Annotated in this window: 21 protein-coding genes and 1 pseudogene; 11 read left to right on the top strand and 11 right to left on the bottom strand. The window is 57.3% G+C overall.

Going from position 1 to position 25040, the window contains the following annotated elements; genetic code table 11:
• Nucleotides 1-106: 106 nt before the first annotated feature.
• The gene (locus C1J02_RS06070) at nucleotides 107-1336 is read right to left on the bottom strand and encodes an acyl-CoA dehydrogenase family protein (protein ID WP_114877782.1); all 1230 of its coding nucleotides are present in this window, start codon (nucleotides 1334-1336) and stop codon (nucleotides 107-109) included.
• A 101-nt stretch (nucleotides 1337-1437) separates the two neighbouring features.
• Here C1J02_RS06070 and C1J02_RS06065 point away from each other — a divergent pair, with 101 nt between their 5' ends.
• From C1J02_RS06065 to C1J02_RS06045, 5 genes are read left to right on the top strand one after another with little or no spacing between them, the layout of a single operon-like run.
• Nucleotides 1438-2454: a phosphotransferase family protein gene (locus C1J02_RS06065; protein WP_114877781.1), complete on the top strand. Its 1017-nt coding sequence runs from the start codon at nucleotides 1438-1440 to the stop codon at nucleotides 2452-2454.
• Entirely contained in the window at nucleotides 2447-3124 is a 678-nt protein-coding gene (locus C1J02_RS06060; RefSeq protein ID WP_114877780.1) for a 2-hydroxychromene-2-carboxylate isomerase, read from the top strand. Before C1J02_RS06065 ends, C1J02_RS06060 begins: the two co-directional genes overlap by 8 nt.
• Nucleotides 3121-4323: an FAD-binding oxidoreductase gene (locus tag C1J02_RS06055; RefSeq protein ID WP_114877779.1), complete on the top strand. Its 1203-nt coding sequence runs from the start codon at nucleotides 3121-3123 to the stop codon at nucleotides 4321-4323. Before C1J02_RS06060 ends, C1J02_RS06055 begins: the two co-directional genes overlap by 4 nt.
• Entirely contained in the window at nucleotides 4320-5093 is a 774-nt protein-coding gene (locus tag C1J02_RS06050; RefSeq protein WP_114877778.1) for an HpcH/HpaI aldolase/citrate lyase family protein, read from the top strand. Before C1J02_RS06055 ends, C1J02_RS06050 begins: the two co-directional genes overlap by 4 nt.
• A 24-nt stretch (nucleotides 5094-5117) precedes the next feature.
• Complete coding sequence (locus C1J02_RS06045) at nucleotides 5118-5960, top strand: NAD(P)-dependent oxidoreductase (RefSeq protein WP_114877777.1); 843 nt, start codon at nucleotides 5118-5120, stop codon at nucleotides 5958-5960.
• Nucleotides 5961-5987: 27 nt separating this feature from the next.
• Here the strand turns inward: C1J02_RS06045 and C1J02_RS06040 are convergent, their stop codons facing one another.
• The 3 genes from C1J02_RS06040 to C1J02_RS06030 all read right to left on the bottom strand — a co-directional run bounded on the left by C1J02_RS06040 (nucleotide 5988) and on the right by C1J02_RS06030 (nucleotide 8969).
• Nucleotides 5988-7268, bottom strand: a complete 1281-nt coding sequence (locus tag C1J02_RS06040; protein ID WP_114877776.1) for a glycerate kinase — start codon at nucleotides 7266-7268, stop codon at nucleotides 5988-5990.
• Between the two features lie 230 nt (nucleotides 7269-7498).
• The gene (locus C1J02_RS06035; RefSeq protein ID WP_114880403.1) at nucleotides 7499-8653 is read right to left on the bottom strand and encodes a Xaa-Pro peptidase family protein; all 1155 of its coding nucleotides are present in this window, start codon (nucleotides 8651-8653) and stop codon (nucleotides 7499-7501) included.
• Between the two features lie 10 nt (nucleotides 8654-8663).
• Nucleotides 8664-8969 (bottom strand): cupin domain-containing protein, encoded by a 306-nt coding sequence (locus C1J02_RS06030; protein WP_254693271.1) that lies wholly within the window; start codon nucleotides 8967-8969, stop codon nucleotides 8664-8666.
• A gap of 34 nt (nucleotides 8970-9003) precedes the next feature.
• On the opposite strand from C1J02_RS06030, the pseudogene C1J02_RS21135 reads away from it, so the two are divergent.
• Nucleotides 9004-9117 (top strand): annotated as a pseudogene (locus C1J02_RS21135) (sugar phosphate isomerase/epimerase); the annotation flags it as partial.
• Nucleotides 9117-10280 carry a Gfo/Idh/MocA family protein gene (locus C1J02_RS06020; RefSeq protein ID WP_114877774.1) on the top strand — a complete coding sequence of 388 codons (1164 nt, stop codon included), beginning with the start codon at nucleotides 9117-9119 and terminating at the stop codon, nucleotides 10278-10280. The pseudogene C1J02_RS21135 and the gene C1J02_RS06020, both read left to right, overlap by 1 nt.
• 489 nt (nucleotides 10281-10769) lie before the next feature.
• Here the strand turns inward: C1J02_RS06020 and C1J02_RS06010 are convergent, their stop codons facing one another.
• The 5 genes from C1J02_RS06010 to C1J02_RS05990 all read right to left on the bottom strand — a co-directional run bounded on the left by C1J02_RS06010 (nucleotide 10770) and on the right by C1J02_RS05990 (nucleotide 15979).
• Nucleotides 10770-11009: a DUF1127 domain-containing protein gene (locus tag C1J02_RS06010; RefSeq protein ID WP_254693218.1), complete on the bottom strand. Its 240-nt coding sequence runs from the start codon at nucleotides 11007-11009 to the stop codon at nucleotides 10770-10772.
• Nucleotides 11010-11288: 279 nt separating this feature from the next.
• Nucleotides 11289-12449 carry a glycosyltransferase gene (locus C1J02_RS06005; RefSeq protein WP_162798254.1) on the bottom strand — a complete coding sequence of 387 codons (1161 nt, stop codon included), beginning with the start codon at nucleotides 12447-12449 and terminating at the stop codon, nucleotides 11289-11291.
• Between the two features lie 33 nt (nucleotides 12450-12482).
• On the bottom strand, nucleotides 12483-13571 hold the full coding sequence (locus C1J02_RS06000; RefSeq protein WP_114877770.1) for a glycosyltransferase: 1089 nt from the start codon (nucleotides 13569-13571) through the stop codon (nucleotides 12483-12485).
• A 79-nt stretch (nucleotides 13572-13650) separates the two neighbouring features.
• Nucleotides 13651-14382, bottom strand: a complete 732-nt coding sequence (locus tag C1J02_RS05995) for a sulfotransferase family 2 domain-containing protein (RefSeq protein ID WP_162798253.1) — start codon at nucleotides 14380-14382, stop codon at nucleotides 13651-13653.
• 76 nt (nucleotides 14383-14458) lie between these two features.
• Nucleotides 14459-15979, bottom strand: coding sequence for a lipopolysaccharide biosynthesis protein (locus C1J02_RS05990; protein WP_114877768.1), 1521 nt, complete (start codon nucleotides 15977-15979; stop codon nucleotides 14459-14461).
• A 419-nt stretch (nucleotides 15980-16398) separates the two neighbouring features.
• On the opposite strand from C1J02_RS05990, the gene C1J02_RS21130 reads away from it, so the two are divergent.
• The 3 genes from C1J02_RS21130 (at nucleotide 16399) to C1J02_RS05965 (ending at nucleotide 21221) form a co-directional block, all read left to right on the top strand.
• On the top strand, nucleotides 16399-19533 hold the full coding sequence (locus tag C1J02_RS21130) for a glycosyltransferase (protein ID WP_254693217.1): 3135 nt from the start codon (nucleotides 16399-16401) through the stop codon (nucleotides 19531-19533).
• A gap of 231 nt (nucleotides 19534-19764) precedes the next feature.
• Nucleotides 19765-20013 (top strand): hypothetical protein, encoded by a 249-nt coding sequence (locus C1J02_RS05970; RefSeq protein WP_114877766.1) that lies wholly within the window; start codon nucleotides 19765-19767, stop codon nucleotides 20011-20013.
• A 110-nt stretch (nucleotides 20014-20123) separates the two neighbouring features.
• The gene (locus C1J02_RS05965; protein ID WP_114877765.1) at nucleotides 20124-21221 is read left to right on the top strand and encodes a glycosyltransferase family 2 protein; all 1098 of its coding nucleotides are present in this window, start codon (nucleotides 20124-20126) and stop codon (nucleotides 21219-21221) included.
• Here C1J02_RS05965 and C1J02_RS05960 read toward each other — a convergent pair whose 3' ends face one another.
• A complete protein-coding gene (locus C1J02_RS05960; RefSeq protein ID WP_162798252.1) occupies nucleotides 21222-22544 on the bottom strand; it encodes a glycosyltransferase in 1323 nt (440 codons plus the stop codon).
• Nucleotides 22545-22616: 72 nt separating this feature from the next.
• Nucleotides 22617-23333, bottom strand: coding sequence for a sugar transferase (locus tag C1J02_RS05955; RefSeq protein WP_162798251.1), 717 nt, complete (start codon nucleotides 23331-23333; stop codon nucleotides 22617-22619).
• Nucleotides 23334-23956: 623 nt separating this feature from the next.
• Here C1J02_RS05955 and C1J02_RS05950 point away from each other — a divergent pair.
• On the top strand, nucleotides 23957-25027 hold the full coding sequence (locus tag C1J02_RS05950; RefSeq protein WP_162798250.1) for a glycosyltransferase: 1071 nt from the start codon (nucleotides 23957-23959) through the stop codon (nucleotides 25025-25027).
• Nucleotides 25028-25040 lie beyond the last annotated feature (13 nt).

Genomic DNA, 25040 nt, shown 5'->3' with positions numbered 1-25040 from the left:
GCGGCGAGCATGCGGTGAAACAGGCAAATTCTCAATTGCTAAAAACGACGCACCGCCGGGCCAAAAAGACCATCGGTTCAGCCGTGTCAGACCTATTGTTGGGTATTCAGACCTTTTGTTGGGTATATCGTTTCAGTTCCGCCCGCGCGACCTGACGGCGGTGCACAGCGTCCGGGCCGTCGGCCAGACGCAGCGTGCGCACATGGGTCCAGGCATGTGCCAGCGGCGTGTCCTGAGATATCCCTTGCGCCCCGTGCATTTGCACTGCCTCGTCGATCACCTTTAGCGCCATACGCGGGGCAATCACCTTGATCTGGCTGATCCAGGGGGCCGCGGCGCGTTTGTCGCCCTGATCCATGAACCACGCGGCCTTGAGACACAAAAGCCGGGCCATTTCGATCTCCATCCGGCATTCTGCAATGATGTCATAATTCGCCCCCAGACTTGCCAATGGTTTGCCAAAGGCCTCGCGGTCCAATGAGCGGCGGCACATCAATTCCAGCGCTGCTTCGGCCTGACCGATGGCACGCATGCAATGATGGATACGACCGGGGCCAAGGCGGCCTTGCGCGATTTCAAACCCGCGTCCTTCGCCCAGCAGCAGGTTTTCGGCAGGCACGCGCACATTGCTAAAGCGGATGTGCATATGCCCGTGGGGCGCGTCGTCATGGCCATAGACCTGCATCGGGCGCAGGATTTCGATGCCGGGGGTCGCTGCATCGACCACAATCATTGACTGACGGTTGTGTTTGGGCAGGTCGTCAGCGCCCGTTTTGACCATGACGATATAGACCTTGCAGCGCGGATCACCCGCGCCGGAGGCCCACCATTTTTCGCCGTTCAAGACATAGTCGTCGCCATCACGCACGCAGGACATGCGGATGTTCGTCGCATCAGAGCTTGCCACATCGGGTTCTGTCATCAGATAGGCAGAGCGGATGCGGCCGTCGAGCAGTTGAGACAGCCATTTTTCTTTCATGGCTTCGGTCCCGTAGCGCTCAAATACCTCCATGTTGCCGGTGTCGGGCGCGGAGCAATTGAATACCTCGGCCCCAAGCGGCGTCTTGCCCATTTCCTCAGCAAAGAGCGCATATTCCACAGTGCTGAGCCCAAACCCTTTTTCGCTGTCGGTAAGCCAGAAATTCCACAACCCGGCGGCTTTGGCTTTGGCCTTTAGCCCTTCAAGGATATCCGCCTGCCTGTCGGTATAGGTCCAACGGTCACCCTTGTTGATTTCGGCGTGGTACGCCTCTTCAAGCGGTATCACCTCGTCGCGTATCATCGCTGTGACCCGGTCAAGCAGTTCGCGATTTTCGGGACGCATTTCGAAATTCATCTCTGTCTTCCTCTGGGTTGGCGCAATACGGGGCTTTCCCCTCCTGCGCAGACTTGCTTAGATTGCAGCAGCTTGTCCATGGGCATTGAGGGGAACGTCAGGTGCATAACTACGACCACGGTACGTTGGAGCGCTATCTGGCGGCGCATGTGCCGGGGTTTGGTGCGCTGGATGCCATTGACAAGTTTTCGGATGGCCAATCGAACCCAACCTACAAGATCACGTCCGGGACGCGCCAATTTGTGCTGCGGGCCAAGCCGCCCGGCAAATTGTTGAAATCGGCCCATGCGGTGGACCGGGAATACCGCGTCATGCAGGCATTGGCGGATACAGATGTTGCGGTGCCAGAGGTGCTGCATCTTTCCGGTGATGACAGCCCGATGGGCACGCAGTTCTTTGTCATGGACATGGTGCAGGGGCGTATTTTCTGGGATCCCGCCCTGCTGGAACTGGACAGACCTGCGCGGGCGCGGATCTATGATGCGATGAATGCGACGCTGGCGGCCCTGCATTCGGTCGATCCGGTTCAGGTGGGTCTTGGCGATTTTGGCAAACCCGGCAATTACTTTGAACGTCAGGTGGGCCGATGGTCCGGGCAATACCGCGATGCCGAAACAGATAAATTGCCAGATGCAGATTGGGTGATGGACTGGTTGGCCGCCAATATGGTGGCCGACGATGGGGCCAGCGCCATCGTGCATGGGGATTATCGCATCGATAATATGATCTTTGCGCCAGATGCCGAGAACGTCGCGGCCCTGTTGGATTGGGAGTTGTCAACGCTGGGGCATCCGCTGGCTGATCTGGCCTATCAATGTATGCATTGGCGATTGCCCCATGCCGGGCATTTTCGCGGACTGGCGGGGGTGGACCGGGCCGAGATCGGATTGCCATCTGAGGACGCTTATGTCGATCAATATTGCGAACGGCGCGGAATTGCGCGACCTCAGAATTGGAAATTCTACGTCGTGTTTTCATATTTTCGTCTGCTCGCGATCCTTCAGGGGGTCTTGAAACGAGGGCTCGATGGCAACGCATCAAACCCCAAGAACAGCGATATGATGCGGCAGGTGATTGCGCTGATGGCGCATGACGCGAGGAAACTGGCCCATGGCTAAGGACGGCATTATCGAATATTTCTATGCCGCCCATTCGGCTTATGCCTATCTGGGTGCCTGGGAATTGGCGCGGATTGCCAATCAAACCGGCTGGATCGTTCAACATCGCCCGTTTGATTTTGCGCCTGTCATGGCGGCGGCGGGTGGCAAGACATTTCGCGACCGCACCCCTAGCCACATCAACTATTTCTTTGGCCGCGAGTTGGTGCGGTGGGCCGAGTGGCGCGATCTTCCGATGATCCGGCACCGGCCCACCTATCATGACAACCCGCTGGCATTGGCCAATGGGATGATCATCGCCAGCGGTACGGATGCGGATGTTCTGAGCCAGGCCATTCTACAGGCCCATTGGCGCGATGACGCTGATATTGCTGATGAGGAAACGCTGCGGGCATTGGCCGATGGATCAGGACTGGATGGAACGGCACTTCTGGATTCGGCGATCTCGGAACCCGTTCAGACCCAGCATCGCGCCAACACGGATGAAGCCATTGGGCGAGGTGTGTTCGGATCACCGACCTATTTTGTCAGGGGTGATATGTTTTACGGTCAGGACCGGTTGCAGATGGTTGAACGCGCGATCACCACGCCCTTTGCCGTTTCAGTTTCGGTTGACAGTCCAATGCCCGAACGCGCCAATGGGCCGATTGTTAAAAAGAGATCAAAATGAGCGGACCATCAGCCAAATCTTATGATGTCGTGATTGTCGGCGGGGCGATTTATGGCTCGTCGCTGGCGTGGTGGCTGACCAACACAGCGGGTTTTGACGGGTCCATATTGGTGGTGGAACGTGACCCAAGTTACACCTTTGCCTCAACCAGCCACACAAATTCGTGCATCCGCCAGCAGTTCAGCAACCGTACCAACATCCAGATCTCGCAATTCGGGGCAGCCTTTATCAAGGATTTCCGCACCCAAATGGGCGGCGATCCGGATGTGCCACACTTGGCGCTGCAAAGCTTTGGCTATTTATATCTGGCCGACACGCCCGCGTTTGCCGCGACATTGCGCGACGCCCAGCAAATCCAATCCTCCCTTGGTGCGCATACCCGTCATATGAGCCGCGATGAAATTGCCGCCGCTTATCCGTTTTATCAGCTTGATGACATCATCGCCGCCAATCACAACACAGTAGACGAAGGCTATTTTGATGGCGGGACGATGTTTGACTGGTTCAAACGCATGGCGCGTCGAAATGGCGTTGAATACATCCATGATGAGGTCATCGGGATGACCCTGAATGCGGCCAAATCCGCGGTGGACGCGGTCACGCTGAAATCTGGCATGGTGATCAGCTGTGGCGTGGTTGCAAACTGCTCTGGCCCGCGTGCTGCAGCTACGGCGCAGATGGCGGGCATCACCCTGCCCGTGGTGGCGCGCAAAAGGTACAGTTACCTCTTTGATGCGGCCAATGCGCTCGACGGTGTCTTGCCGCTGACAATTGATCCCTCCGGAGTGCACATGCGATCAGAGGGTAAATATTACCTCGCCGGATGCCCACCCGACATTGACCCGGATGTGGTCTATGACGACTTTGAATTTGACCATGCGCTATGGCAGGAAAAGGTATGGCCGATCATTGCGACCCGCGTGCCTGCCTTTGAACAGGTCAAGGTCATGAATGAATGGGTCGGACATTACGCCTATAACACTCTGGATCAGAATGCGATTTTGGGCATGCATACGTCGGTCAAAAACTTTGCCTGTCTCAACGGGTTTTCCGGCCACGGGTTACAACAATCCCCGGCCATCGGGCGCGGCATGGCCGAGCTGATTACCTATGGTGAATACCGCGCGCTTGATCTGAGCCCGTTCAATTATGAACGGATCGAAAGGGGCGAAATGCTTGTGGAAAAGGCGGTGATATGAAGCTTGCAACAAATCGGTTTCTGGAGGCGATCAGGAAAGGCCAGCAACAGGTCGGGCTGTGGATATCACTCAGCCATGGATATGCCGCCGAAGCGGTTGCGCCCGCCGGATATGACTGGGCGCTGCTGGATATGGAACACAGTCCCAATGAGTTGGGGCCACTTTTGGGCCAACTTCAGGCCTTTGCGGCAAGTGATACAACGGCGATCGTGCGGCCCGACTGGAACGATGCGGTCAAGGTCAAGCGCCTGCTTGATCTGGGGGTGCCGGGGCTGTTGTTTCCGATGGTTCAGTCGGTCGAGGAAGCCCGTGCTGCTGTTGCTGCGTGCCGCTATCCACCACGCGGCGTGCGCGGCGTCGCAGGCACCATGCGCGGCAATAAATTTGGCCGGGTGACGGATTATTATACCGAAGTCGAAAACCAGACGGCGATCCTGATTCAGCTTGAAACAATACAGGCGGTGGAAAAAGCGGTGGATTTTGCGAGTGTTGATGGCGTGGATGGGATATTCTTTGGTCCTGCCGACATCGGCGCGGACATGGGGATACTGGGCAATCCGATGCACGCCGACATCTGGGCGCTGATCCGCCCTGCGGCGCGCAAGCTGATGGAACGGGGCATGCCGGTGGGCACCCTGGTGTCCAATCCGGATTTTGCCGCTGAATTGCTGAACGATGGGTTCAGCTTTGTGGCCTGCGGATCGGATGCAGGGCTGCTGGCGCGGGGGGCCGATACCTTGTTGTCCCATGTGCGCGGTAAATTGATTTGAAATTGCAATGGACGGAATAGAGATATGAAACTGAAGAAACTGGTTTTGACCGGGGCTGCGGGACGTTTGGGGTCATACTTGCGCGAACCACTGGCCGCGATGTGCGACGAGCTGCTTAGCACCGATATCGCCGATGATATTGGCAAACTCTATGACGGTGAGCGCTACGAAAAAGCAGACCTGGCCGAGATGGACCAGATCAAGCCGCTGCTGGAAGGCGCGGATATGGTTGTGCATTTCGGGGCCATTGTGGACGAAAAACCCTTTGAGGAATTGCTTGGGCCCAATTTCATCGGCTCCTACAACATTTGGGAAGCAGGGTATCAACACGGTGTGCGCCGCATCGTTTATGCGTCGTCGATCCACGCGGTGGGCATGCACAAAAAGGCCGATTTCATTGGCATCGACGCGCCCCATCGCCCGGATACGTTTTATGGTTTGGCGAAATGCTTTACCGAGGATCTGGGCAGCATGTACTGGGACAAGCGCCAGATGGAATCCGTGCATCTGCGCATTCTGTCAGCAGCACAGGTGAACAATTCCCGCGCCTTGGGATCGTGGTTGTCATATGATGATCTGATCCAGCTTGTGACGCGGGCGGTTGATACGCCCTCGGTTGGGTTCAGCATCATTTACGGCGTGTCCAACAATGATCGCTGCCCGGTGGACAACGCCAAGGCATCGTTTCTGGGGTATCGGCCCAAAGACAACGCCGAACAATTTGCGAATGACGTATTGGCCGAAGACGGTCCTGTCGACGTCACCGACCCCGGCCAGATGTGTCATGGCGGGCCGTTTGCCAAGGTCGATCTGGGCCAAAGCGGATTGGCACAGATGACCATAGTGAACGACAAAAAAGAAACCTGATAAGCCGGGGGCGGCCCTTGGGGGTGGTCAGGAGCCTGCGTCTTTTGATATCAGGATGGCGCGAAAATCATTGACGTTTGTCCCGGTCGGCCCCGGGACAAACAAATCGCCCAACGCATCAAACGCGCTCCATGCATCATTGGCCGACAGTATCGCCATCGGGTCCATCCCAGCGGCCAACAACCGGGGCGCTGTGGTGCCGTCGGCAAAGGCCCCGGCGTTGTCTTCGGACCCGTCTATGCCGTCGGTATCTGCGGCCATGGCCACCACCCCTGAAAGCCCGGCGATGCAACGCGCAAATGCGAGCAGAAATTCGGTGTTACGGCCCCCCTTGCCCGTGCCGCGTAACGTCACCGTGGTTTCGCCCCCTGACAGGATCGCCACAGGTTTGGCAAATGGCGTATCTTTCTGCACTACGTGCCGCGCAATGGCAGCGTGCATCAGGCCAATCTCGCGTGCTTCGCCTTCGATGGCGTCTGACAGAATGACAGGGGTATAACCTGCTTTGGCAGCAACCTGTGCGGCGGCTTTCAGCGAAAGCGCTGCAGATGCGATCACTTTCACCTCATTTTGTGCAAAACAGGCGTCATCGGGCTTTGGTGCGCGCGCCGACGGGGTGCTGATAAACGCAGCTATCCGTGGCGGCAAATCAATGCTGTAGCTCTTGACCAACGCGGCAGCCGCCAACCCATCAATTGCATCCGGCACGGTCGGTCCAGAGGCGACCTGGGCAGGATCATCACCGGGAACGTCAGACACCACCAAACTGACCACCTTTGCAGGATAGGCCGCCTGCGCCAGTCGCCCGCCTTTGATCTGACTGAAGTGTTTGCGGATCGCGTTCATCACGCCAATGGGCGCGCCTGAGGCAAGCAGGGATTTGTTGAGGTCCTGTTCATCCTCCAGCGTGAACCCATCGGGTGGTGCGGGCAACAAGGCAGAGCCGCCGCCACAGATCAGCGCGATCACCAGATCATCTTTGCCAAGGTCCGACACCGCCTTGAGGATTTCAGATGCGGCACCAACCCCAGCCTGATCGGGCACTGGATGCGACGCTTCGAGCACGCGAATGACCTTGCATGGGGCGGCGTAGCCATACCTTGTGACCACCACACCGCTGATCGGGCCATCCCACATATCCTCAAGTGCTGCGGCCAATTGTGCGACGCCTTTGCCAGCGCCGACAACCACCACACGGCCCTTGGGTTTTGCGGGCAAGTTCCCTTGCAACGCGCCGTGCGGAGCCGCAGCAAGAATTGCCGCATCAAACAGCTTTGAGAGAAGTGTCTTACTTTGCTGAAACGTCATATTTCGACATCACAGACAAAGACGCCCCCAGCCGCGCCCTTAATTTGCGCCACCAGATGCGCCCCAACGCCGAGTTGAAGGGGATGCACCAGATAGGCGTCGCTCCCCTCTGCACCCTGAAAGACCGTCCAAATGACCGTTTGAATTCATATACACATGATGGCGGATCATGGCGCACTCCTCTTGCTGGCCGCCATTGTCGCGCGATGAGCAGTGCCCAGCAAGCCCCGTTATGCCGTGCCTCCCACATTCCAGTCACGGCCTTGCGTGCCGAACATTTCGTATCCGGTCTCTGTCACGGTCAATGTGTCTTCGAGTTTGATAAAACCGCGTTTCGGATGCAGCATATGGGTCTCAGTCGACAGCACCATCCCTGACTTCAGGGGCGTGTCTGCATCGCGCCCTTCGTAAGCAACCGGATGATTGGTCAACAAGAACGGGGCTTCATGGCTGACCAGACCCATGCCATGGCCAAAGAAGTCTGTGAGATCTTTATGCGGTTGCCGCGCCAGCGCCGCCTGCCCTGCGGCAATCAGGGCGGCACCGGGTGCCCCTGCTTTCACTTTGGCAAAGGCCGCTTGTTGAATTTCCTCAATCTCACCCAGCAGATCAACCAATTCAGCGTCTGGTTCGCCTAGAACGCCCATCCGGCAGATGTCACCAATATAGCCGTCCAGATTGCCACCTGAATCAATCGACAGCACCTCGCCTTCTGCCCAGGCCTGGTCCGATCCGGCGCGATTGTGGCTGGCCCCCAGGGTCAACAGGCAATAGTCGAACTGCAGACCACGATTGGTTTCTTCGCGGTGCAGGCGTTCGATGATCTCGTGTTTGGTACTGCCCGCGCCAGATGCGGCGATGGTCGCCTGCATCGCATCGGTGATCCGCTCAGACGCCTCGCGCAGCATCGCAAGCTCTGCGGGGGATTTGACCGCGCGCAGGTTCTCCATCACCGCTGTTGCATCCAACAGCGCAGTGTTCGGCAAAGCGTCGATCAGAACTGCATGAGAATCCGACGGCAGAAACGATGGTTCGACGCCGATCCGCCCGGTGGTAAAGCCAACTTTGTTCAGATGGGCGATGGCCTGTTTGACACTGTCAACGCTGCCCCAGGCCATCGGATAAGAATGCGGGACCCAGAACGGGTCGTTGTCATGCTCGCTTTTTTCCATTGTGTTGGCAACATAGGCGGTCTTTTCCTTATCCCCCCGCAGATAGATCAGGATAGGCAGGTACCGCCCGTGGCCGATGGCATCCATGGCAGAAAAGAAGATGAATTTGTGCCCGCCCAACAGATATTGGACGTTATGTTTGGAGGTGATCATCAACGCATCAAGCCCCGCGTCCTCCATCAGGCTGTCCAAATGATCAAAGCTGTAGTTCATCGTGCCCACGTTAGTGTCCTTTGTCAGTCTTGGCTGGGATCAGATGAAAATCGGGCGCATCCCGCAAGACCTTCTCTGGACCCGTGGGCGAATACACCACGAATATTTCCATCGGTTCGGTACCTGTGTTCTGGGTCGCGTGAAACCGGCTTTCAGGAATTGAAATGGTGCATCCCGGCCCAACTTGCCGGGTCTCTGAGACGCCATTATGATCCTCTACAATCTGCTCGCCTGTGGCTTTGATGATAAATATGATCTCTTCCGCACCGGGATGATTATGGCGGGCATGCCCTTGCGTCGGTGGGGCAAATACCACCCCGGCTGAGAACTGTGTCGCGCCGTTTACCTCTGGTGCGCAGTTCGTCAAGGATCATATCATCCGGGTGACCGAAAAGGCGTTTGACGACTTCACCCAAGACGGTGCAGATGCAGGGGCAAACCGTAAAATGTTGGGGCTGGGCTGATGGCGATCACTGGAAATTCCGATCAAAACACGGGCCGCATCCGGCTTGGCATGGTGGGCGGCGGGCGCGATGCCTTTATCGGCGGGGTCCACCGCATCGCCAGCCGCATCGACGACCGTTTCGAATTGGTCGCGGGCGCATTCAGCTCGACCCCAGAAAAGTCACGTGCCAGTGCCGCTGATCTGGGCATTACGGATGACCGTGCCTATGGGCATTATGTCGAGATGGCCAAACGTGAGGCCCGCCTGAAAAACGGTATCGACGCGGTGGCCATCGTCACCCCAAATCATCTGCATTACCCGGTGGCCCGCGAGTTTCTGAAACGCGGCATTCACGTAATCTGCGACAAACCACTGACCTCAACCCTTGCCGATGCCCGCAAGCTGGTGAAAGCGGCGGAAAGGTCTGAGGCATTGTTCGTGCTGACGCATAACTACACCGGCTATCCCATGGCCCGTCAGGCCCGCGAGATGGTGGCGCATGGAGATCTGGGCGACATTCGCATGGTTCAGGCCGAATATGCGCAAGATTGGCTGACCGAAGACGAACAGAACAAACAGGCGCTGTGGCGCACGGACCCGGATCAATCTGGGGCAGGCTGCATCGGGGACATTGGTGTACACGCCTATAACCTCTCCTGTTTCGTCTCGGGTCTGGAAGTGACTGAGCTGGCCGCTGATATGCACACGTTTGTGGAAGGCCGCCGGGTTGATGACAATTGCCATGTCATGCTGCGTTGGAATGGGGGCGCAAAGGGCATGCTATGGTCGTCACAGGTCGCCCCCGGCAATGAAAATGCGCTCAAGTTGCGGATTTACGGCTCCAAGGGTGGGCTTGAATGGGCCCAGGAAAACCCCAATCAACTCTGGCACACGCCGTTCGGTGCCCCCAGACGCCTGATCACGCGCGGTGGCGCTGGATCGGGCGGTGCAGCGGGCCGCGTAACCCGCGTGCCGCCAGGCCATCCCGAAGGATATCTTGAAGGGTTCGCGAACATCTATACCGAGGCTGCAAATGCCATTACCGCACACCGGGACGGCAATGATGTGCCGGCCGACGTGCTCTTCCCAACGGTGCAGGACGGGCTGAAGGGAGTTGCCTTTATCGACGCCTGCCAACGCTCAAGTGCACGCAACGCGGCTTGGGTCAAGGTCGCGGACTAGCCATTGATCTGACAGCATAATTATTGATCGGAAAAGGGGGCCGGCATCCTTGGGGGGAGGTGAGGATGCCAGCCCTGATCATAACGGGTTCCGGGGAGGAAGGACCGTTAATCTTCAGCACGCGGAACACTCTGGGAGGAGCGTGAACCCGGTGCCTGTCAGTGCCAGCCCGCATCGGGTTGGACACTGAGTTTCGAGCGGGGCAGAACAATCTTTTGTTTCTCCCCCCAGATTCAAATTCGCCCAGTCAGCAGCCAATCAAATAGTGCGCATGTTGCGTGATATCGCGGCGCTCAACGCCGATGGCGTCAAGCTCACGGTCGCTCATTGCGCGCAAAACAGACTCCATTCTGCTGACCTGCAAGGCTGTCACGAATCGGCTCACGCCCCTGCCCAATTTCATCGTCAAACCTGCGATGCTCTGCCCAAGAGTGCTCGGCAACAAAGCGTTCCGCCGGGCGGATCGGGGCAAGGTGTTGACGGTGTCGGTCACGCGCTTGTCACCTTCATGCTTTCTTCGATAGCAAGCCGCCTGATGTATGACCGGGCAATTCCGATGTCGGCAAGGTCCCGATCGGACAGCGCGCTCAACTCGGAATAGGTTTCGCGGTATCTGGCACGGCGTGCTTTCGCGACTTTGGCTGCAATTATCAGGTCAGCAAAATACGCCTGTAGGCTGCCGGGGATGGATTTTGACCACATTTTATTCTGGGAAGTTACCATTGACATGGTGTGTTTCCTTTCTATTTGCTGCGGCGCAGTATTTATGCCGCACTGCAGAGATAGCGCTAGCGACATCACCTTCCAACCCGCAAAAAATGCATAGGGGCTATGTCAAAACGGAAAGGCAAAAACGGAAATGGATATAGCGCCCCACACCGCGGCGCAGCGATGGCCGGGTGCGTAGGGTATCAGCACACCCCGCTGAATTAGCGGACTAGGGGGCGAGCAAATGCCAGACTATGCGGGGCCCGAACATTCATTCTGACCCCGACAATATCGATCACATCACAATATGGCATTGCTCAGCCTCTGACAGCGCTCCAGCAGCTGCGCGTTTTGACGTTCTTCGTTAAAATCGCGTTCAATCTTGCGCCGCGCCGCTGCCGCCAGCACCTTCGCTTTATCGGTATCAAGTGCAAGCGCCAGAATGTTGTCGCGCAATCCCTCTGCGTCATGTTCCGCTGTAAGCAACCCGGTTTCGCCATGGGTCACAAGCTCCGGTATGCCGGAATGACGCGTTGTACATACCGGCGTCCCAAGTGCCATCGCCTCCATCAACGTGACGGGAATACCCTCTTTATCTCCGTCATGCGCGGTGACGCTGGGCACAAGAAGCACATCAGCATGTGATATTCGGTTGAGGGTATCATCATGCGACAAAACCCCCAAGAAACGGATACGGTCCTGAAGCCCGGCCAGCTCCACCTGTTGCCGCAGTTCCGTTTCCAGCGGGCCGTCACCGCCGATATCATAACACCAGTCGATTTCAGGATGGCTTTCGCGTAACAATGCAAGCGCGTCGATGGCGACATTGATCCCCTTCTTTTCCACAAGCCTGCTGACACTCAAGAGACGCAGCTGTTTGCCTGTCGCGGGCGGCGCAAAGTCATAGTGTTCGACCGGGATACCAAGGTGGTGCGTGTCGACCCGCTCTGCCGGTGCTGCACAGTCGATCAGTTGCCGGGCGAATGGCGCATTGACCGTCAGATGCAGATCCCCGTCGGCAAACAGATCACGGTACCGCGCCATTTGATCTCGCTGGTATTCCACGCTGACATCACGGCCATGAAAAACGGTCACTAAAAGCGGGCGTTTTGCCCATCCGCGTTGCGCCCTTGCCACCGCCGCACCGCGGTAGCCGAAATGCGCAATGACCACATCGCTGTCGATCTTGCGTCGCCAGGCCATACGGTCCAGCCGTGCGACCAGACGGTCAAAAATGCCGGTTGGCAAAATCCGCAGAATGGATGGTTTTTGCGGCGGCCAGACAACAATACGCACCCGATCAAGCAGGTCGCGCGCGTCGGGTGACAGAGGGGTGTCTGAATCAAAGACCTTGCAGGCAACCGTCACGTCATATCCCATCCGCACCGCATAAAGCACTTGCGACGTGACAAAGGTCTGCGAAATGGCCGGAAAGCTTGAAACGCTAAAGCATATTTTCAAATGTTGCCTCCGTGCTGACCTTGGATACAGGCATCATGCACGGCTGCGCACGTCCGGTTCTTGCACAGCGCTTTGCAGTACGGACATGAACGTCTCATGTTGCCGATGGAAATCAAGCTCTGGGCGTTTTGCATAGGCAACAGCGCGTTCAGACAGCTCTGCATAGGCGGCATCGTCGGACCACAGCTTCCTGAGCGCTGCAATCCATTCTTCAATCGGCGCGTCATGGGCAAGAACGATACCACCCGGCCCGATCGCCTGTCCCAGCCCGCCCCGGTCAGAGCCAATCACCGGAATACCACTGCAATGCGCCTCTGAGGCGACGCGCCCCCAGGCTTCCTCCCATTGGCTCGGTGCCAGCAAAATTTTCGTGCGCCCATAGATCGTCGACATATCCGATGTACGGCGCATGAAGGTCACATTTGGCAAGGTGTCCAATTCGGCCATGACCTCTTTGAACAGGCCCTCCCACAGGGTCCAGGCCTCCACAAAAAGGAACGGAATGTCCGGACAGGCACGCGCCATGTCGCGCGCCACCGCATAGCCTTTTTTGGGATGAATATTGATGAGCGTCGCAAACTCTCTTGTGGTTTCGCACCTGTATTTATCGAAGTCGATTGTCGGCGTGATCACCGTACAATCAACGCCATAGGTCTTATGATAGGTTTGTGCGGTAAAATCGGAATTGGCGATAAAACGCGCGCCTGGAATTGTGCTGACATCCCCTTCGTTCTCTTCAAATTCGACATTGCGCAAATACAGCACGACCGGCACACCAAGTTTCGCAAACTTGTGCCCCAGACCAGCAGAGCCACGAGTCTGGATGACCACAACATCGGGTTGGAAGCGTTGGACCGCTGCAGCGATCCGTTCCTCGTCAAGGGGTTCCCACGTGCGCATGACCTCATAGCCCTGAGTGCGGTCCACACTGAACAGCCGACCGGTCATCTTGCGCTGCACACGCATCCGAAAACCAAACACCCCACGACCGGAAAACCCGCAGTAAACGGCGCAATCGTGCCCCTGCGCAATGCTCTGGCGGATCAGATGATCCGTGCTGTTCTGGGTGCCTCCGCTGGCTTCGGGCAACCAGCCATTTCCACCTGCAAATAGAATACGCATGTTTAAACCCTTGGAAATTGGCGCAGTCTGACTGCGCGAGGTGACGTGTTGGTGATGCTCAGATTGGTAAACAATTTCATTATCCGAGGGCCCCGCGGTCTCTGGTGTGCAACCCGTCCACGGTATCCCAGACGTCGCAGGCTTTCGCGAACAGAGCCACATCTGCCGCGTAAAATCGATTGATCTGGTCGATAGATGCCTGCGGCAGATCAGATCTCTGCGTGCGCTTACCCGTTGTTTTATTCGCATGCGCCAAAGCTTGCGGCCGTATTCCGGCTATTCTGACCAGACCTTCGGCCATCAAATGAAACGGGATCAGATGATCAACCATAACATCCTCTCCGTCACAGATGAAATCAGACTGCCTGCGGAAATGAAAATACCCCATGGTCGTGTTCCGAAATCTATTATTCGACGAAAACTGTTCAAGAAAGATCTCGATTGGTTTTTGTCCAATCATGCGCGCACCAAAACTGCGGTCCATCTCATTGCGACCACCTGAGTTCAAAAAATCATAGGCCGATAGAAACCGGTCCACCGGATCGCGCAAGATTGCGAGTTTGGGAAGCGCTGCCCACGCCATCGGGCAGCTGTCCCTGATCTCCTGCCAGGTCCGATGGCGCACGCGGTAATCAAAAAGCGCATCCTCAACTGAGGTACCAGCGTTCTTTGGTATGTGGATCAGAATAAGACCGCGTTTCATGTAAACATCGTCAAGCGCCGGATCGGCCTTGGGGTGTGACGCCTCAATCATTCTGGCGGGCGCAAATTGCCAGCCAAGCTTTGTTTTGATGTCTCTCAAACGGCCCATTCGCATGCCTCCACCTCGGGATTTCCGCGGCAGGCGTGCGTGCGCGGGCGCGCGGCTCTGTATTTTGCGTAATGGATCATATGACGCTCTTTGTTGTGCGTTGGCGGATTTTTCTAACTGCCTTAATAAGGAGCATCTTCACATCTATGAGGATTTCGCGGCCAAACGGGCTCAGCGTCAGACAGCCAGCGAAAACGGCATAACAAAGCAGGACTCCACCCAGTAGTTTCAGCAAAGCCGGGTCGGGCAGACTGTCCCGCAGGAACAGAATGGACGCGTAGGCAACAAGCCCTGCACAAAAAACGGGCAGGATGCGTTTGCGGATGCTGCCCTGCCTGATCGGTCCTTTTCTGGTAACAAGAAGCCAAAGCGGAACGAGCTTCACTATCGTGACCGTTGCATAGGCCATCGCAAGCTCCAGAACGCCGAACTGCACGCCCCAGCCAAAGGCCGCGCAGGTGACCACCGCAGAAGCGAGGCCCCACCACGCCATTTCGGTTGTGCGTCCTTGACTCACAAAAAGCCAGCCAGTGGGGTTTGCCAGAGGTTGTGCCAGACCTGCAATGCCAAGTGCCGCGAAAATCGGTGCGCTGTCCGCCCATTGTGCGCCCAAGAGAAAAGGAACGGCGGTGTCTGCCATCGCGGTCATCGCGGCAACACCCGGCAGGATTGCAAGCTGCATCATCCCGAAGACGCGGAAAAAAGCATGGGCATACCGATGCGGTTCGTCCTGCATCCGTGACAGGACCGGCACCATCACCTGCGACAGCGGTTGTGCCACGCGGTTCAGCGGAAAAAGCAGCAGTTTATAGGCGCGGTCATAAAACCCCAGTGCCGAGCTGCCCCAGACCCGGCCAATCAGAATATTGTCGAGATTTCGTGAAAAGAAATTCGCCAGCTTGAAGCCTGTGACACCTGCACCGAAGCCGACAAGATCGGCGGTGCCGGGTGCCATTGCGGGGCGTGACGGCACCCACGGCACCCAGACCCAGACCAACACCGTGCCGATAACGCCACCCGCAACAGTGCCTGCAACAAGGGCCCAGGGCGTCGGCGAAACCAGTGCCCACAGAATTGACACCGACAGCGTACAAAGGGCCACAACGCTTGCATTTATCGCGATCCGCCCAAATACCATCTGCCGGTTAAGAAGCGCGAAATGCTGCGCGCCCAGCGCCGTGATGGTCATGTTCAGGGCCATGATACGGATCAGCCAGGTCAGATCCGGCTCTTCATAGAACAGCGCAATCAGGGGAGCCATCATGATCAGAAGGACCGTCAAGGCGAGGCTAAGACCGATGTTGATCCAGAACAACGCGTTAAGTTGTCCGTAGGTCAGCGTTTTTTTCTGTATGACAGCCTGCAGCAGGCCCATTTCCTTGAACATCGACAGAAACGCGATGACCGGCCCAATCATCGCGATCAGACCAAAATCGGTTGCCGTCAACAGCCGCGACAGGATGATGACCGACCCGATCTGACAGCCAACCATCACCCCCTGACTGAGGGCGGTAAACAGGCTGCCCCGCACCACGGTGCTGCCATAGCTATCATGGGCGACGGTTTCGACGATCTCTTGGGGTTCGCGCTGGGTCATGCGTTCTCTGCGTTGTTCCGGCCTTGTGCCGATGGAAGGACATGAACACAACGCACAGCTGTACGCCCGCCCTTTGCACACGCAGCATCTTTTTCAGCAATTTCCCGCCAACACGGCATCCCCCAAACGAACAGCTGAGACAAAATTGCACAGCGAAAGTCCGCCAGCGGCTCCACGCAAAGCAGATCGAGGGTATAGTTTCGCGGCATTATATTGCAACCTACGGTTATATCAACCTGATGGAGGGATTCTTGCTCATTCAATGGACAAAATCGGCTGACTTTCGCACCCCCAAAGCTCAAGATTTGACATTGGCCGACACACAATTCTGGCTGCGGAAGGATGGTTTGGTCAATGAAGACAGACAGTGAAGAAATAGTCAGGCCGATTGTCGGGCGCAAAGCAGGCTTGCGGCGTCGATGATGCGTGTCCTTTATCTGGCGCATGATCTTGATGACCCCGCCGTCTGGCGACGGGTTGAAATGCTGCGGCTGGGCGGTGCTGAGGTCATACTTGCCGGTTTCCGGCGCGGGTCCGGTGCCCTGCCCGAACCTGCGCTGGTGCTGGGACAGACCCACAATGCCAGAATGGGGCAGCGCGTCTTGGCGATCCTGCGACAGCGACTAAAACTTCACGCGACCTTCGCGGATCTGCCGCGTCCTGATGTCATCCTTTGCCGGAACCTTGAGATGCTTGCACTGGCCGTGCCACTGCACCGCCGCCTGCAAAACGACACACGAATTTCGCTGGTCTATGAGGTCCTTGATATCCACCGGCTGTTGATCGGGCGGACGTGGAAAGCCCGCAGCCTGCGCTGGATAGAACGTCAGCTGTGTCAGCGGATTGATAATCTCATCGTGTCTTCCCCTGCTTTTCTGCGGGCGTATTTCGAAGCTTATGGGCAATGCACTGCCTCCGCTCTGCTTGTTGAAAACAAGGTGTTGCTGACAAGCGCGCCAAGTGCCGAGACAGGGCAAAAGCCAAGCGACTTCGCGCCATCGAGGCCGTTGCGCATTGGCTGGTTCGGTATTCTCAGATGCCCCTTTTCGCTCGATTGCCTTGACCGGCTGACGCGTGCGCGCCCGGGCCGATACCGGATCACGCTGCGCGGCCGACCAGCGCTCGACGCGTTGCCAGACTTCCACACGATCGTCGACGCCAATCCCGATATGTCATTTGGGGGGGGCTATACCTATCCCGACGATCTGGCCGGGATGTACGGTGAGGTCGATCTTGCCTGGCTCGTTGATCAATACGACACTGGCAGCAATTCCAACTGGCTTTTGCCAAATCGGCTGTACGAAAGCGGGATGAACCAGGTGCCCCCGATCGCGCTTGACGGTACGGAAATTGCAACACGTCTGCGCGAGCTTGGGATTGGGGTCATACTTGAGAAAGCAAACGTGGCGATCGTAACAGATGCGCTGGCCGCGCTTGATCCCGATGCCATAGGTCGCCTGCGGCAGGCACAGATCGCGGTTGCGCCACAGACTTGGATGGTCAGCGAACAGGACGCGCGGGCGCTGGTCAACCGCATCGCACCGGACAGGCAGAAGTACCAGCATCATCTGGATCAAAGCGGTATTCTGATTGTGGTGCCAACACTGAACGAGGCGGCCCATATCGGGCAGGTTATGGATGGGCTTGCCCCCTTTCTGGCGCGGAGGCAGAAAGACGCAGCGCCAACGCGCCTTGTGGTGGTGGACGGTGGTTCGACCGACGGCACACCCGATATCGTCAAAGATCGGATCAGCGCGCTCTCGCAATTTGATATCTTGCTGCTGAACAATCCGGCGCGCCTTCAAAGTGCGGGCATCAACCTTGCCGTCGCCACCTTTGGTGCCGGCTTTGAATGGCTGGTGCGTCTGGATGCCCACTCAGACTATCCCGAAGATTACGTGGATGTTTTGCTCACAGAGGCCTGTCGAACAGGCGCAGTAAGTGTCGTTGTTTCAATGACCGCCGTCGGATCAACGCCGATGCAGCACGCCATCGCTGTGACGCAAAACTCGCGTCTGGGCAACGGCGGATCGGCCCATCGGTCTGGAACAGCAGGAAGGTTCGTCGATCATGGCCATCACGCGCTGATTCGGCTGGATGCCTTCCGATCTGTGGGGGGCTATGATGGCAGCTTTTCGCATAATGAAGATGCGGAGCTTGACCTGCGGTTGGCTCGAGATCGTTACCGGATCTGGCTGACATCCGAAACCCATCTTGACTATGTCCCGCGCAAAACCATCGCCGCCCTAGTCCGGCAGTATTTTCAGTTTGGTCGCGGACGGGCCCGGACAACCCTAAAACACGGCATCATGCCCCGCCTGCGCCAAATCGCGATGATCTCAGTTGCGCCGCTGGCGGGACTGGTTGCGCTGACACCGGTGTCACCGGTCTTTGGTATCCCTGCCGCAATCTGGTTGATGGCCTGCCTGATTGCCGCCGCAAAGCTCAGCCTGACGCGGCGCGATCCGCTCGCCTTAAGTGCCGCGCCAATTGCCGCCGCGATGCATCTTGCCTGGTCTGCCGGATTCTGGCGGCAGCTGTTTGTGAAACAAGGTGCCTCCACACCGATTGCCTTACCGCCTTCGACGCAGATACCCGTTACCGGCTTTACCGACCACGTGGCGGTCGGGGTTTGTACCTATCAGCGCCCTGTCCTGATCGACACGCTGCGCAGCCTCGAAAATCAGGTGCTTCCCGACGGCCTGCGCCTGTCGATCATCGTGGTTGATAATGACACAGCGCCCAGTGCCCGCGACATCGTCGACAAGTTTGCCGCGCAGTCGCGCCATTCGGTTGTCTATCGCCATGCGCCTGCCGCAAATATCTCGATTGCACGCAACACTGCGTTGAAAGAGGCGGACCGCCAGAAATTACCCATTTTTGCGTTCATAGATGACGACGAACTTGCGCCCGCCAACTGGCTAAACTTGCTTGTCACGCGCCTGGCGCAAGGGGATGCGGATGTTGTGGTGGGACCTGTCCGCGCAAGCTATCCCCCCGGTACACCGGGATGGATGCAACGTCTGCGCATTCACGATACCATCCCTGAAATCGGGGCGAATGGCCGACCCATCGCCGGGCACAGCTGCAACGTTATCATGGATCTGGCCAGCGCCCCTCTCAAAGGACGCAGGTTCGATTTGGACCGCGGCGTCTCGGGTGGTGAAGATACTGCTTTTTTTAAAGACGCCGTTGCGGACGGGGCCTTATTGGCATTTGCGCCAAACGCATGGCTTAATGAGACGGTTACGCAGTCTCGTGCCCGTTTTTCCTGGCTGTTCAAGCGGCGGTTCAGAATGGGTCAGACCCACGGCAGCCTCTTGCGGGGGCAAAAGGGTTCGCGTGGGCGATTGGTGCGCCTGCCCATCGCATGCGCCAAGGTTGTTTATTGCGCCTTATTTGCCGTCCTCGCATCGCCATTTCCCGCAGTGCGCAATGCAAATCTGCTGCGCGGGGCCCTTCATCTTGGCACAATCGCGTCGCTGATCGGCTTTCGTCACGTGGTTATCTACGGTCAGGGTGCCGGCACTGCGGATCAAGCGACATCCGCATAAGGCCTATTTGATGCCACATCAAAAACATTCGAAAAACGTATTACCCATTTAGTGCCTGAAAATAGATAAAGAATTAACCGTATCCCGCGCATCTTCACCGCAATAACGACTGTGCTGCCAGCAATTCAGACCCAATCGTGATCAAATTTCAATGGTCGCTGCCAGTATCTCCGCTATAAACGTTGGAATATGCGGGGGTATTACGACCTCGCTAAAGGAACTGAGGAAGCAATGCGATTTCCGTTTTTTGTTATTGGTTTTACTATTGCTGTTGTGGCGTCGGTGGTCTTTGGCCTCGCAGCCGGTTTTGAAACGGGCAAGCTGTTGGTCTTTGTCTTGGGTGTCGTGATCGTCGTGCAACTGGCCTATGTGGCTCTTGTTGCGATACTTGCCTTTCATCGAAAACGATCAACTCAACGTCGCAAAGGGATCAAGCCCAAGCCGCACTCGACCAAGGTATCACCTGAAAACGACGTCTGAACCCCCGAACAATCGCAATTGTGCATATGCGCCAGTCCAATCAGGATTAGCTGTAGGTCAGCTGGGCGCAGGACGCGCAATTTCAGCGCCGCGCAGGCGGGAGCGCGCCCATGCTTGGTCCGACCCACGCTGCAGCCTTGGTCAATTCGACGCCATCCTCTAGCCTTACCCAGAACACGGATGCGGGGTCCTTTGCCCGCTTCACAATCGGGACACCTATGACCCCAAGCGTCACAGTCATCATTGCAGCGTATAACGCGCAGGACACTCTTGCGCGGGCCATCCGGTCTGCGCTGTCGGAGCCTGAAACGGCTGAGGTCATTGTTGTGGATGATGCGTCGCGCGATAAGACGTCCGCTGTCGCCAAAGATGAGGGGCAGCGCGACCCGCGCGTGCGGGTGATCCAGTTCGATAGAAATCAGGGGCCCGGCGCGGCGCGCAATCGCGCAATCGATGCCGCGACTTCGGAATTTGTGGCGGTTCTGGATTCCGATGATTTGTTCCTTCCGGGGCGTCTTGGACGATTGCTTGGCTCCGAGGCGGGCGAAATGGTTGCAGATAACATCGCCTTTGTTGCGCCTGAAAACCTCAACGAGGTCCTGCATCAGAACTGGTCAGCAACGCGGCCAACCTTTGCGCCGCTCAGTGCGACAGAGTTTGTGCTTGGAAATTTGCGCAAAACTGGGGTCGCCCGCGGCGAGTTGGGGTTTATGAAACCCATCATGTCCCGCGCGTTTCTGAATCACCATAATCTGCGCTATGACCCGTCGCTGCGTCTTGGTGAGGATTATGACCTCTATGTCAGAATGCTGCTTGCGGGTGCGCGGCTGACCCTCACGCGCAGTCCGGGATATGCCGCAGTCGTGCGCCAGACGTCGCTCAGCGCGCAACACGGGGCGCAGGAATTGGCGCATCTGTCTGACAAGCTCAACTCACATCTTGAAATGGGCAGCCACCCTCCCGACCTCGCCCGCGCCATGCAGGCGCATCTGGACGAGGTACGCCGAAAGCGCGATCATCGGATGTTTCTGGACTTGCGCCGCGCCCAAGGATTCTGGGCCGCAATCAGGTATCTCTTTGCGGCCCGCGACCGGCTTTGGCCAATTGCGCATCAGATTGCGCGTGACAAACTCAAACTCAGCGCGATGGCAGGTGAGGCAGCACCGAAACAAGGGATCAGGCTGCTTTTGCCCATGGACCACGCTTGATCAGTGCCTGTCCGGCAAGACCTCTAGTGTGACACCCGGGGGCACAATTGCATCGCGGGCTGCGCTTGCATCCAGCAAAAGATGCGCCGTGTGCCAGCCCGGCACATACCCCAGACTGTCCAATCCATCCGGGCCTTCTGCAACGATGCTGAGCGGCGACTGGCTCGCCAACTTGGCAAGCCGGCAAGCCAGTGCGCGGTGTGAAGTGCCGCTTTCGGGTCCGACCGGGATCAAAATGGCATCCAGCGGGGCATCGATCAGGGCCATCCGGTCCGGTGACGCCAGCACTACGGTGCGTGCCAGAGGCAATGGGCGATGGTTCGCTTTGGATCTTCTGCGGCTCAGCCGATCGGCAAGACTTGCCGCCAGATCGAACAACAGGAACGGATGACGGGTGATCTGCAGCGCCGCCTTCAACGCTCTGCGTGACTTTATCGCGTTTACCAAATGCTGATACCGCAACGCCCGCACCAGATGCGTGCGACGATACGCAAGGGCGTCCGTCAAATCAGTATCATCGGCGCGTTTAACGCGCTCACGCTTTGCCATCGCGTCATGCGCGTTAATGAGGCTTTCGACCGTGGGCACCGATAGCCGATGCGAAATCGATCCGGTATGCCGCCGGTAAAGGTAAGTCGGATCGGTCAGCATCAGAAAGTTCGCACCGCTGAAAAGAAGACGGGCATAAAGGTCAAAGTCCTCTCCGATCCGAAGCGTTTCGTCATAGCGCAGCCGCCCCAGAACATCGCTGCGGATCATTGGCTTGAGGTATCCGAAAGACCCCTCCCCGGCCCCCACGGTATCACTGTAGATCAAATCAGCAGAGGTGATGCGCATCGGCTTCTCAGCCCGCACATTTTTCAACAGGGTCTGGCCTGCTGCGGTTACAGAACCAAAACTTACCAGATCATCCGCAATCATATCGACGCCCGCCATCTGGGCGGCGGCAAGCAAACGCTCAATCCGCCGGGGATGAATGAGGTCGTCCGCATCTACTATCGCAATCCATTCCCCTCGCGCGGCATCCAGCGCGGCATTTCGGGCTCTTGCGGGACCTGCATTGGCATCAAGCGCGATCAGGGTCAGCCTGTGATCGGACGCGGCCAACCGCTGCAGAATTTTCAGACTTTGATCCTTAGATGCATCGTCCACAACGATCAGTTCGAGCCGTTGGTGTGACTGTCCCAGGACCGAGGAAACGGCGGCCTCAAGAAAGGCTGAGCCATTGAAGTTCGACATGATTACCGACACCAACGGCGCGTTTTGGGTGCGCTCCGGGTGTGGCGGTGGCGCGGTCCTTACGCCACTGAGGATGGTTTCCATGTTACCGTGCATTCAAGTGCCTCGCGGCGTTTGCAAATACCGCACGGACGTGCGGTGCAGGTTTTAGTTGGATTAAGAGGTTTCGTCAGAGCGCATCGCCGCCGGAAGAGTTTGCGCCAGAATGGCGATATCAGCGGCTGTGCTGAACCGTGTGACATACGCCCGATCATATGCAATGCGGCGGTTGTAGGTCGTGTTGTTGCGACCGCTTACCTGCCACAATCCGGTAATGCCGGGCCGTGCCCTGACATAGAACCGGCTTGACCGGCCATAGCGCTGCAATTCTTCATTGGGCACGGGACGTGGACCGACAAGGCTCATATCACCCCGCAGGACGTTGATGAGTTGCGGCAATTCATCAAGACTGAATTTGCGAAGGACGTGACCAATCGGCGTGACCCGAGGATCTTCGCGCAGTTTAAAGGTTTCTTCCCATTCCCTTTGGGCTTCCGGGAATCTCTGCAAATGCCTTTGCAGGACTTCTTCGCTGTTCATCACCATGGTCCGCAACTTCAAGCAGAAAAACGAACGGTTTAGATATCCCACACGGCGATGACGGTAAAAAATCGAACCCGGTGACGTCAGATAGACCAAAAGCGCTAGCCCCAGGATGAGCGGTGAAAAGACCACAAGCATGATCAGTGCGACCGCAAAGTCCAGACTTCGTTTGGTCCAACCGCCCAGAGGGGCACCTGCATGTCTGGGATTGGCCCAAACAAGATGCCGCGGGCGGGCAATGGACGCCAGTGTGCCCTTGGCGTGGGGGGGTTCTGTTTGTATCGTTTTCATCAGACTCCATCCTCAGTTCGCATGTAGGTGAAATCGCAGACCCGCGACCTCACCCAACGAAAATGCAATGACCATCGCAGCAGAAGCGTGCTTAAAACGCCCCACGCGATTGCACCCGAACCCCCATCCAGTTTCATCGCAAATTAGTTCCCGTAATAAGGGTACGACAATTGCTGCTGATGCAAATGCCATTATTACGGCAGGCAATGCTCCGCCGATGCGGGGGTGGGCTTTCGGTTAGATTCCGCACATCGATGCTCAAAAACCGCGCATTTCTTTGTTTTCAAACCCAATTGATGCACATATCAGCCGATTGGTTCTTAAGATTCGCGCAGTCTGTTAGCGCATTCAGACGGCGTAAGATTGACGCTGTCGGTGATTCGCGTCCGTTCAAGAAAGGTGTCTGTCGCTGATCAGCATTAACCATCCGCAAAATTTTTTGATCCTACGGTTTTGTCATCGCGCAGCACGACGTGCGGTGGTCTTGGCAACGGCTCATTGCAGACGTGCGACGGGACGGGTCCGCAGAACGCTGGGTCTGACCCTGGCCACGAAACCTTTTTTATGAACGGTAGATTATGAATTCGGCGACAGACACGCCCACCCCCAACCCAGACCGGAAGATGCGTATCCTTTTTGGAAGCGCCCACCCCTATTTGCCGCAGATGTACGGGGGCGCGCAGGCCAGCACCCATGAGTTGGCCAAACGGCTGCGGGCGCGGGGGCACACCGTCGCGGTGCTGGCCGGTCTGACCGGTGAAGGCTGGCTGGGCATACGCGGGCGGCTTCTGCTCAAGCTTAGACGGCGCGGATATGTACGCGATGACAGTCTGGGATACCCCGTCTTCCGCGCCTGGTTCGCCGAAACCGTTGCGGCGCGGGTCGTTCAAGGTTTTCAGCCAGACGTTGCTGTGTTCCAATCCCGCCTTCCGGTGCCGTTGGCAAAGGCCATCGACCGCGATGTCACCCGCACTTTCATCTATCTGCGCAATGTCGAGACCCAGGACCTTGGTGGATCGCTGGTGGGGCTGACAAAGACCGGTTTCATCGCGAATTCCCATTTCACGGCTCGGAAGTTCGCCGAGACCGACGGCATATCAGCTGACGTGATCCATCCGATGATCGAGGCTGAAAAATACCGTGTCAGATCCTCGCGCGAAAATGTGACATTCATCAATCCGCACCCCAACAAGGGTGTCGACATTGCCCTAAAGATTGCCGCGGCTTGCCCTGACATTCCTTTTGTATTCGTACGCGGATGGGACCTGTCCCCGGATCAGGATGCGCATCTGATCGCCAGCATTGCCGCGCTGCCAAACGTCACTTTGCGGCCCTCTACAAACGACATGCGGACGGTCTATGATCAGGCGCGTCTCGTTCTGGTCCCAAGCCAGTGGGAAGAGGCCTTTGGGCGCGTCGCTGCCGAAGCACAGATCAGCGGCATTCCGGTGGTGGCCTCGAATATCGGCGGATTGCCGGAGGCGGTTGGGTCTGGCGGGGTGCTGTTGGACAAAGACGCCTCTGCGGATGCCTGGGCAAGCGCCGTGCGGACGCTCTGGCAGGATGAGGCGGCATATGCCGCTGCCTCACGCGCCGCTTTGGCGCATGCTGAACGGCCAGAAATGGTCCCCGACTGGCAGGTCGACAGCCTTGTGGACATTCTGCGGTCTCCGGTCGCGCCATCATCCAGCTGATCCGTTGATGTCT

Origin of the sequence: Sulfitobacter sp. SK011 (assembly GCF_003352065.1) — a bacterium.
GTDB lineage: Bacteria > Pseudomonadota > Alphaproteobacteria > Rhodobacterales > Rhodobacteraceae > Sulfitobacter.
This window is presented reverse-complemented; position numbering and strand designations above follow the sequence as displayed.

What these genes read in the sequence shown, in the direction of transcription:
- C1J02_RS06045 (WP_114877777.1), top strand. Translation starts at nt 5,118, where the DNA reads ATGAAACTGAAGAAACTGGTTTTGACCGGGGCTGCGGGACGTTTGGGG.
- C1J02_RS06040 (WP_114877776.1), bottom strand. Translation starts at nt 7,268, where the DNA reads ATGACGTTTCAGCAAAGTAAGACACTTCTCTCAAAGCTGTTTGATGCG.
- C1J02_RS06060 (WP_114877780.1), top strand. Translation starts at nt 2,447, where the DNA reads ATGGCTAAGGACGGCATTATCGAATATTTCTATGCCGCCCATTCGGCT.
- C1J02_RS05950 (WP_162798250.1), top strand. Translation starts at nt 23,957, where the DNA reads ATGCGTATCCTTTTTGGAAGCGCCCACCCCTATTTGCCGCAGATGTAC.
- C1J02_RS05960 (WP_162798252.1), bottom strand. Translation starts at nt 22,544, where the DNA reads ATGGAAACCATCCTCAGTGGCGTAAGGACCGCGCCACCGCCACACCCG.
- C1J02_RS06020 (WP_114877774.1), top strand. Translation starts at nt 9,117, where the DNA reads ATGGCGATCACTGGAAATTCCGATCAAAACACGGGCCGCATCCGGCTT.
- C1J02_RS06070 (WP_114877782.1), bottom strand. Translation starts at nt 1,336, where the DNA reads ATGAATTTCGAAATGCGTCCCGAAAATCGCGAACTGCTTGACCGGGTC.
- C1J02_RS06010 (WP_254693218.1), bottom strand. Translation starts at nt 11,009, where the DNA reads ATGTCAATGGTAACTTCCCAGAATAAAATGTGGTCAAAATCCATCCCC.
- C1J02_RS05965 (WP_114877765.1), top strand. Translation starts at nt 20,124, where the DNA reads ATGCTTGGTCCGACCCACGCTGCAGCCTTGGTCAATTCGACGCCATCC.
- C1J02_RS06055 (WP_114877779.1), top strand. Translation starts at nt 3,121, where the DNA reads ATGAGCGGACCATCAGCCAAATCTTATGATGTCGTGATTGTCGGCGGG.
- C1J02_RS06000 (WP_114877770.1), bottom strand. Translation starts at nt 13,571, where the DNA reads ATGCGTATTCTATTTGCAGGTGGAAATGGCTGGTTGCCCGAAGCCAGC.
- C1J02_RS05970 (WP_114877766.1), top strand. Translation starts at nt 19,765, where the DNA reads ATGCGATTTCCGTTTTTTGTTATTGGTTTTACTATTGCTGTTGTGGCG.
- C1J02_RS05955 (WP_162798251.1), bottom strand. Translation starts at nt 23,333, where the DNA reads ATGAAAACGATACAAACAGAACCCCCCCACGCCAAGGGCACACTGGCG.
- C1J02_RS06035 (WP_114880403.1), bottom strand. Translation starts at nt 8,653, where the DNA reads ATGAACTACAGCTTTGATCATTTGGACAGCCTGATGGAGGACGCGGGG.
- C1J02_RS05995 (WP_162798253.1), bottom strand. Translation starts at nt 14,382, where the DNA reads ATGGGCCGTTTGAGAGACATCAAAACAAAGCTTGGCTGGCAATTTGCG.
- C1J02_RS05990 (WP_114877768.1), bottom strand. Translation starts at nt 15,979, where the DNA reads ATGACCCAGCGCGAACCCCAAGAGATCGTCGAAACCGTCGCCCATGAT.
- C1J02_RS21130 (WP_254693217.1), top strand. Translation starts at nt 16,399, where the DNA reads ATGATGCGTGTCCTTTATCTGGCGCATGATCTTGATGACCCCGCCGTC.
- C1J02_RS06050 (WP_114877778.1), top strand. Translation starts at nt 4,320, where the DNA reads ATGAAGCTTGCAACAAATCGGTTTCTGGAGGCGATCAGGAAAGGCCAG.